Genomic DNA, 435 nt, shown 5'->3' on the forward strand with positions numbered 1-435 from the left:
CTTGAGTGCTTGCGTGAAAAAAGAAGTACCAGAAGCATTGGAAACATTGAACCAAATTCTCGCAGCCGGCAAAGAATCACGTCGCTTTCTAGAGGAGATGTTACAATACTGCCGTGACTTGCTGATGTATCAGCAAGCACCTAACCTAGTTGAGGAACAATCTAGTACGATCAGAAGTACATTTACAGCATTGACACACACTGTTTCAGCGGATCAGCTGTTTTCAATGATAAAGATTTTGAGCGATACTCAAAATGAAATTCGTTTTACCAATAGTGCCGCTATTTATTTGGAAGTCGCTACAGTCAAACTTGCACAGCTACCGTCTACTTCTGTTCCTTCAGCAGATGTAGCATTTGCAGATGATCAGATAGTAAAACAGCTACAACAAGAAATTAAGGAACTAAGAAACGAAATCAAGGAACTACGCAGTAA

Annotated in this window: 1 pseudogene; it reads left to right on the top strand. The window is 40.2% G+C overall.

Annotated features, from left to right (window positions below):
- Window positions 1-13: 13 nt before the first annotated feature.
- A pseudogene (locus IDG65_RS14320) lies at window positions 14-435 on the top strand (DNA polymerase III subunit gamma/tau); the annotation flags it as partial.

Source organism: Staphylococcus sp. EG-SA-17, from assembly GCF_017151845.1.
Classification (GTDB): Bacteria; Bacillota; Bacilli; order Staphylococcales; family Staphylococcaceae; genus Staphylococcus; species Staphylococcus aureus.